Source organism: Bradyrhizobium sp. (assembly GCF_049586575.1).
Taxonomy (GTDB): domain Bacteria; phylum Pseudomonadota; class Alphaproteobacteria; order Rhizobiales; family Xanthobacteraceae; genus Bradyrhizobium.
In genome coordinates this window covers 1-6,436 of the sequence record NZ_JBAVCF010000793.1, presented here as the reverse complement: position 1 = coordinate 6,436, position 6,436 = coordinate 1, and the positions used below count along the sequence as shown (strand labels likewise).

Below are 6,436 nucleotides of genomic sequence, written 5' to 3'. Positions count from 1 at the left end.
TTGACCGCCAAATCTGGGATGTTGAAGGACGACGTCTTGGCAGCGGCGACCCGTTTTGGCAGTAACAAACACCGATTTTAGACGTATAAGAATCGACTGCTTTCAACGACGGGAACGCCATGTCCAGTCTCACGACCACCGAACGACACACCGCAACCGCCTCGAAGATCATTCAGCCGGCCTGGGTGCGGGTGATGCATTGGATCAATGCGGTGGCGATCTTCCTGATGATCATGTCGGGACTGCAGATCTACAATGCCTCGCCGCTGTTCCGGTCGCTCACCTTCTCCCAGACGATCACGCTGGGCGGCTGGCTTGCCGGGGCGCTGCTCTGGCATTTCGCGGCGATGTGGCTGTTGATGGTCAATGGCCTGATCTATCTGATCACGGGATTTGCCAGCGGTCGCTTTGCCAGGAAGCTGTTGCCGATCTCGCCTCGCGGCGTGATTTCTGATACCGTTGCGGCGCTGACCTTCAAACTGTCGCACGATGACCTGAGCAAATATAATCAAGTGCAGAAATTGCTTTACACCGGCATTATCGCCGTCGGTGTGATCATCGTGCTTTCAGGATTGTCGATCTGGAAGCCGGTGCAACTGCAATATCTGACGGCGCTGTTCGGGGGATACGATGCCGCGCGATATGTCCACTTCTTCTGCATGTCGGCGATTGTCGTCTTTCTCGCGATCCACGTGGTTCTGGCGGTCTTGGTGCCGAAGAGCCTGCGCGCCATGATCATCGGCCGCTAAGGGAGATCAACCATGGGCCGACTTCGCAAGCTTCTGATTCCGGGCGTCGACAAGAAACTGTTGGTCAAGGATGCGACCAAGCTGATGCCGGACCTGATGCGCCGGCGCTTTATCACAGGCGGCGCGAGTTTCGGCGCGCTGGCACTTCTGACCGGCTGTGATGTTGTGGATTCTTCCTCAGCGGAAGAGGTGCTGAAGAAGGTTTCGAAATTCAACGACGCGGTGCAGGCGTTTATTTTCAACCCCGACGCATTGGCGCCGACCTTCCCGGAAAGCGCGATCACCAAGCCGTTCCCGTTCAACGCCTACTACGAAATCGACGACGCGCCCGAGGTCAATGGCGACGAATGGAAGCTCGAGGTGCGCGGGCTTGTCGACAACAAGAAGTCATGGACGCTGGAGGAGCTCTACAAGTTGCCGCAGGTCAAGCAGGTGACGCGCCATATCTGCGTGGAAGGCTGGAGTGCGATCGGAAGCTGGACCGGAACGCCGCTCAGCCATTTCCTCAAGCTGATCGGGGCGGACACCCGCGCCAAATATTGCTGGTTCCAGTGTGCCGACAAGGAAGGCTACAACTCGCCGCTCGACATGCGAAGCGCGCTGCATCCGCAAACCCAGATGACGTTCAAGTTCGCTGACAAAATCCTGCCGCGCGCCTACGGATTTCCCATGAAGATCCGCGTGCCGACCAAGCTCGGCTTCAAGAATCCGAAATATGTGCTCTCGATGGAAGTCACCAACGACTACAAAGGCGGCTACTGGGAAGACCAGGGCTATAATTCGTTCAGCGGCAGCTAGCTGCTTACGATCGCCCGCGCGGCGTTCTGGTTACGCGCCTTTGATGAGCTTGCGCTGAAACGCCGCCGCCACGGCTCCGAGCGCAAGCAGCAACGCCGATGCATTCAGCGCATAAGAAAGGTTGCCAAAGGCATCGGTGATGGCGCCGACCGCGGTCGGCCCCAGGGTCTGGCCTATTCCAAATGCGATGGTCATGGCGGCGATTCCCTTGGGCCACGCCGAAGGCGGCGAGTTGAAGCGCACGAAAGCGGTGGTCGATCCCACGATCGCGAAGAAGGAAACGCCGAACACCAGCGCCGATACGGTCAACAGCAACACCGAATGGCCAAGCAATGGCAGCGCTGCGCCCACCGTGTTGACTCCGAGGATAATCGCGGTGGTAAACCCGCCATTGTCGCGCGCCAACAGACCCTGCCAAGCCCAGGGCGTGACGAACGCGCTCAGTCCAATCAGGCACCAGAAGGCGCTTTGCGCTACCGGGCCGCCGCCGGCGTCACGGATATAGGCGATCATGAACGTCATGTAGGCGATATATCCCGCGCCAAACAGGAAATAGCCGGCGAGGTAAATCAGGATCGGCCGGATCGGAAACGGCGCCGGCACGGTATCATCGAGGCGGCTCCCGGCCTCGATCGGCGACATCAGTAACGGGATCGTCAGCGCGGCTGACAATAGCGTCATCGCCCACCACACGATCCACCACGATCCCGGGCCGAAAACCTGCAGCACGAATGGCGCGATCAGGCCGGAGGTCACGATGCCGAATCCAGGCCCGGCATAGAATAGGCTAAGCAGGAAACTGGCGCGCGCCGGATGCGATTGGGCGATCTGAGCCGCCAACGCCGCGCCGGCGACGAACGTGAGCGCAGCTCCAACACCTACCAGGAGACGGGCCAAGCTCAGGACGACGACGTTGCCCGAGATGGCGCTCAACGCCAGCGCAACAACGCAGGCCAGCGTCCCCCACCGGATCGAAGCGGACAGCCCAAACCATCTGATCAGACGCGCGGCTGCCAGAGCCCCGCCGAGATAACCGGCCGCGTTGATGGTATTCATGAAGCCGGCCACCGAATAGGACCAGCCCAGCGTGTCGCGCATATCCGGCAGCACCAGCGAATAGGCGAAGCGCCCGATGCCAAGCCCGATGATGGGCGCCAGCGACAGGATGAGGATGAGCCGCGCGGGATGGGCGGCAGGTTCGGGGATTTTCACGGGATTCTCCGGCGCAGGCGTCATTGTGGCAGGTGCCGAGGCGGTTGCACATGCGTGTCCGCAGCAATGGTGTCTTGCCATTCACGCATCACGGCATTAGCACTCCGCGCGCACCAGCTATTTTCCAAAAAGGCATTCGACCATGGCGACCCATAAACTGCTGCTTCTTTCCGGCGACGGCATCGGCCCCGAAGTGATGGGCGAGGTGAAGCGCCTGATCGGCTGGATCAACGCGCAAGGGATTGCGCAATTCACGACCGAGGAAGGGCTGGTCGGTGGCGCGGCTTATGACGCGAGCAAGCAAAGCATCACGGACGCGACCATGGCGCAGGCCAAGGCGGCCGACGCGGTGATCTTCGGTGCCGTCGGCGGGCCGAAATGGGACAGCGTCCCCTACGACGCCCGGCCTGAAGCTGGCCTGTTGCGGCTACGCAAGGATCTCGGGCTGTTTGCCAACCTTCGCCCTGCGGTCTGCTATCCGGCACTGGCGGAAGCCTCGAGCCTGAAGCGAGAAGTGGTCGAGGGCCTTGACATCATGATCGTGCGCGAGCTTACCGGCGGTGTTTATTTCGGCGAGCCGAAGACCATCACCGATCTCGGCAACGGCCAGAAACGGGCGATCGATACGCAAGTCTACGATACCTACGAGATCGAGCGCATCGCGCGTGTCGCCTTCGACCTGGCGCGCAAGCGGCGCAACAAGTTGACCTCGATGGAAAAGCGCAACGTGATGAAATCCGGCGTGCTCTGGAACGAGGTCGTCACCCAAGTTCACGGCCGCGAATACAAGGACGTGCAGCTCGAGCATCAGCTTGCCGATTCCGGCGGCATGAACCTGGTGAAATCGCCGAAGCAGTTCGACGTCATCGTCACCGACAATTTATTCGGCGACATGCTGTCGGATATTGCCGCGATGCTCACGGGCTCGCTCGGCATGCTGCCATCGGCCTCGCTCGGCGAGATCGACGCCAAGAGCAAGAAGCGGAAATCGCTGTTCGAGCCGGTGCATGGTTCGGCGCCCGATATCGCGGGCAAGGGGCTCGCCAATCCGATCGCGATGATCTCTTCGTTCGGAATGGCGCTGCGCTATTCGTTCGATCTCGGCGCATTGGCTGACAAGGTCGATGCGGCGATTGCGGCGGTTCTCGCCAAGGGACTGCGCACCGCGGACATCAAGTCCGAAGGTAAAACGGCAGTCTCGACCTCGCAAATGGGCGAGGCGATCCTTAAAGAGTTACAGGCGCTGCACGCATAAGCTGACGCCGAGTCCCGTTCCAGCTTGCGGCCTTGGCTATGGCTTCGGCGGCCCAACAGTATCGGCCCCGGCGAAGCCGGGTCGCAGGGACGATGCGGAAAGGCCGGCCTGTAAAGCGTCAGTACGGGAGCGGGAACCACTGCTGGAAGCCGCCCATATCCGACGGCGGATTCATCGGCGAGCGGTCGATCGGGCGGTTGTTGTTCTCGCGCGCAAACGACGGATAACCGAGTTCCGGCGGGAATGCGTAGTCGGTGAACTTGCGGTCGCCCGGCAAGACCTCGACGCCGGCATCGAGCCATGAGCGCTTGGTGACGTAAACGCGGGTATGCGGTCCCTGCTGATAGGACACGTTCGGCCCGCTCGGGCCGTAATAGAGATGGCCGCGATTGTCATATTGGCGCTTGGCGTTCTTTTGCGCCTGGGTGGAAGTGGACGTCTGCGCGCCGGCCGGCGAGGCGGTCAAACCAACGACGCCAATGGCGACAGCGGCAAACAATACCGCAACTTTGTTCGCGGCTGGAATTCTTGGGGTCATCAGGTCCTCTTTGGGCGGACAGGTCGCCAGTTTCGGCAGCCATTCTAGCGGTCGGCCCTGCCGTCACAAGGTCAAACGGGCAACACTGGCAGAGAATAAAGCTTGCGTCGCTCAAAAAAGTTGCATGTAAACCAGCCTCTTGGCTGGAAAATGCCTCAAAGCGAGCCGCGTAAATGAGGGTTTTCCGCGTCGGTGACCCAATCGACGGAGACGGTCTTGGCAGATCTGCAACCGCTACGTCTCAATTCGGCGCGGGCAAACAGCTCGGCCAGTTTGGGTTCGTTGCCGGAAGCCAGCAGGGTTAGCCGGTCGAGCATGCAACCGATCGCGGACCGCCGCGCCGCCAGTGTGGCGCCTTGGCACGACCATCCGGAGATTTGCAAAGCCGGATCGTCAAACTGCTTGATGAAGCCCAGGCAGGACCTTGCCGCATCCGCGTGGCCGGGGCGGCGGAGCAGCGCCATGCTGCCGAATTTGCTGTCGATGACGCCGGCCGTCTCTAACTCCGGCGGGCCCTCTTGGGAGGCTTCCGCCGCCATACGTACCGCGAGATTGGCTGCTCGCGGCTCGGTTGGGTCGAATTCGCCGCCAGGGCGGTAGATTTCAAGTTCGGCCGCGGGCTTTTCGCCGGGCTGGCCCCAGTGGAAAACATCCTTGCGGCCGCCGGCCGGATGCCGGAACACCTCGTAAGATTCTGATTCTTCGAGAAAATCGAGCGAGCTAACGGCAAACGCCGGGCGCGAACGCTGCGCCAGCGTGAAGCCTGGCTGGTCTGCCGGCTCAGTAGCCGTATCGAACTGCCATTGGTCGAAGAAATGCGCGCCAACGATGACAAAGAGGGCGAGCGCGCCCACATAGGCAATCAGGCGCGCCAGCGTTGCGTAGCATTCGTCGGCAAAGCTGGTCAGTGCCGGGTGGATGCGGGAATGATACTCTGAATCGGATCGCATTAGTGGCCCGGTCGCCGCAAGACGAAGGGCTACGCAAGGCCCGTCTAACGTTGTCTTAACGGCGTTTCTCGCATAGAAGCGCTGGCTCTTCCCTTTCTGCGGTGCGCTGGGACGGGCTTTTTTCTTCGGAGAGTGAACGATGGGTTACAAAGTCGCAGTGGTCGGCGCGACCGGCAATGTGGGGCGGGAAATGCTCAACATTCTGGACGAGCGCAAATTCCCTGCCGACGAGGTCGTGGCGCTGGCGTCACGCCGCAGCATGGGCGTTGAAGTCTCCTATGGCGACCGGACCCTGAAGGTCAAAGCGCTCGAGAATTACGACTTCTCCGACGTCGACATCTGCCTGATGTCGGCGGGCGGTTCGGTCTCGAAGGAATGGTCGCCGAGGATCGCAGCCGCGGGCGCGGTGGTGATCGACAACTCCTCGGCCTGGCGGATGGATCCGGACGTGCCGCTGATCGTGCCCGAGGTCAATGCGGATGCGGCCGCCGGCTTTACCAAGAAGAACATCATTGCGAACCCGAACTGCTCGACCGCGCAGCTCGTGGTGGCGCTGAAGCCGCTGCACGACAAGGCCGTCATCAAGCGCGTCGTGGTCGCGACCTACCAGTCGGTGTCGGGCGCGGGCAAGGATGCGATGGACGAACTGTTCTCCCAGACCAAGGCCGTCTACACCAACAGCGAGCTCATCAACAAGAAATTCCCCAAGCGTATCGCCTTCAACGTCATCCCCGAGATCGACGTGTTCATGGAGGACGGTTACACCAAGGAAGAGTGGAAGATGATGATGGAGACCAAGAAGATTCTTGATCCCAAGATCAGGCTTTCCGCGACCTGCGTGCGGGTGCCGGTGTTCGTCGGCCATTCCGAGGCGGTCAATATCGAGTTCGAGCATCCGATCTCGGCCGATGAGGCGCGCGACATCCTGCGTCAT

Annotated in this window: 7 protein-coding genes; 4 read left to right on the top strand and 3 right to left on the bottom strand. The window is 60.9% G+C overall.

Annotated features, from left to right (window positions below; all coding sequences use genetic code 11):
• Positions 1 to 119: 119 nt before the first annotated feature.
• The gene (locus WB528_RS28305) at positions 120 to 749 is read left to right on the top strand and encodes a cytochrome b/b6 domain-containing protein (RefSeq protein WP_423892749.1); all 630 of its coding nucleotides are present in this window, start codon (positions 120 to 122) and stop codon (positions 747 to 749) included.
• 12 nt (positions 750 to 761) lie between these two features.
• On the top strand, positions 762 to 1,547 hold the full coding sequence (locus WB528_RS28300; RefSeq protein WP_423892747.1) for a molybdopterin-dependent oxidoreductase: 786 nt from the start codon (positions 762 to 764) through the stop codon (positions 1,545 to 1,547).
• Positions 1,548 to 1,577: 30 nt separating this feature from the next.
• Here the strand turns inward: WB528_RS28300 and WB528_RS28295 are convergent, their stop codons facing one another.
• Entirely contained in the window at positions 1,578 to 2,783 is a 1,206-nt protein-coding gene (locus tag WB528_RS28295) for a YbfB/YjiJ family MFS transporter (RefSeq protein ID WP_423892744.1), read from the bottom strand.
• 118 nt (positions 2,784 to 2,901) lie between these two features.
• Here WB528_RS28295 and leuB point away from each other — a divergent pair, with 118 nt between their 5' ends.
• Positions 2,902 to 4,014 (top strand): 3-isopropylmalate dehydrogenase, encoded by a 1,113-nt coding sequence (gene leuB / locus WB528_RS28290; RefSeq protein WP_423892742.1) that lies wholly within the window; start codon positions 2,902 to 2,904, stop codon positions 4,012 to 4,014.
• Between the two features lie 118 nt (positions 4,015 to 4,132).
• On the opposite strand, the gene WB528_RS28285 is transcribed toward leuB, so the two are convergent.
• Together WB528_RS28285 and WB528_RS28280 are read right to left on the bottom strand one after the other, a co-directional pair.
• Entirely contained in the window at positions 4,133 to 4,552 is a 420-nt protein-coding gene (locus tag WB528_RS28285; RefSeq protein ID WP_423892740.1) for a hypothetical protein, read from the bottom strand.
• Positions 4,553 to 4,707: 155 nt separating this feature from the next.
• Positions 4,708 to 5,502 carry a hypothetical protein gene (locus WB528_RS28280; protein ID WP_423892738.1) on the bottom strand — a complete coding sequence of 265 codons (795 nt, stop codon included), beginning with the start codon at positions 5,500 to 5,502 and terminating at the stop codon, positions 4,708 to 4,710.
• Positions 5,503 to 5,641: 139 nt separating this feature from the next.
• Between WB528_RS28280 and WB528_RS28275 the strand changes: the two genes are divergently transcribed.
• Positions 5,642 to 6,436, top strand: a 795-nt coding sequence (locus WB528_RS28275) for an aspartate-semialdehyde dehydrogenase (protein WP_423892737.1), incomplete at its 3' end; no start/stop codon positions are given.

Bases quoted from the DNA above. Each gene is read 5' to 3' on its own strand.
- WB528_RS28305 (WP_423892749.1), top strand. From the start codon at position 120: ATGTCCAGTCTCACGACCACCGAACGACACACCGCAACCGCCTCGAAG.
- WB528_RS28300 (WP_423892747.1), top strand. From the start codon at position 762: ATGGGCCGACTTCGCAAGCTTCTGATTCCGGGCGTCGACAAGAAACTG.
- WB528_RS28295 (WP_423892744.1), bottom strand. From the start codon at position 2,783: ATGACGCCTGCGCCGGAGAATCCCGTGAAAATCCCCGAACCTGCCGCC.
- leuB (WP_423892742.1), top strand. From the start codon at position 2,902: ATGGCGACCCATAAACTGCTGCTTCTTTCCGGCGACGGCATCGGCCCC.
- WB528_RS28285 (WP_423892740.1), bottom strand. From the start codon at position 4,552: ATGACCCCAAGAATTCCAGCCGCGAACAAAGTTGCGGTATTGTTTGCC.
- WB528_RS28280 (WP_423892738.1), bottom strand. From the start codon at position 5,502: ATGCGATCCGATTCAGAGTATCATTCCCGCATCCACCCGGCACTGACC.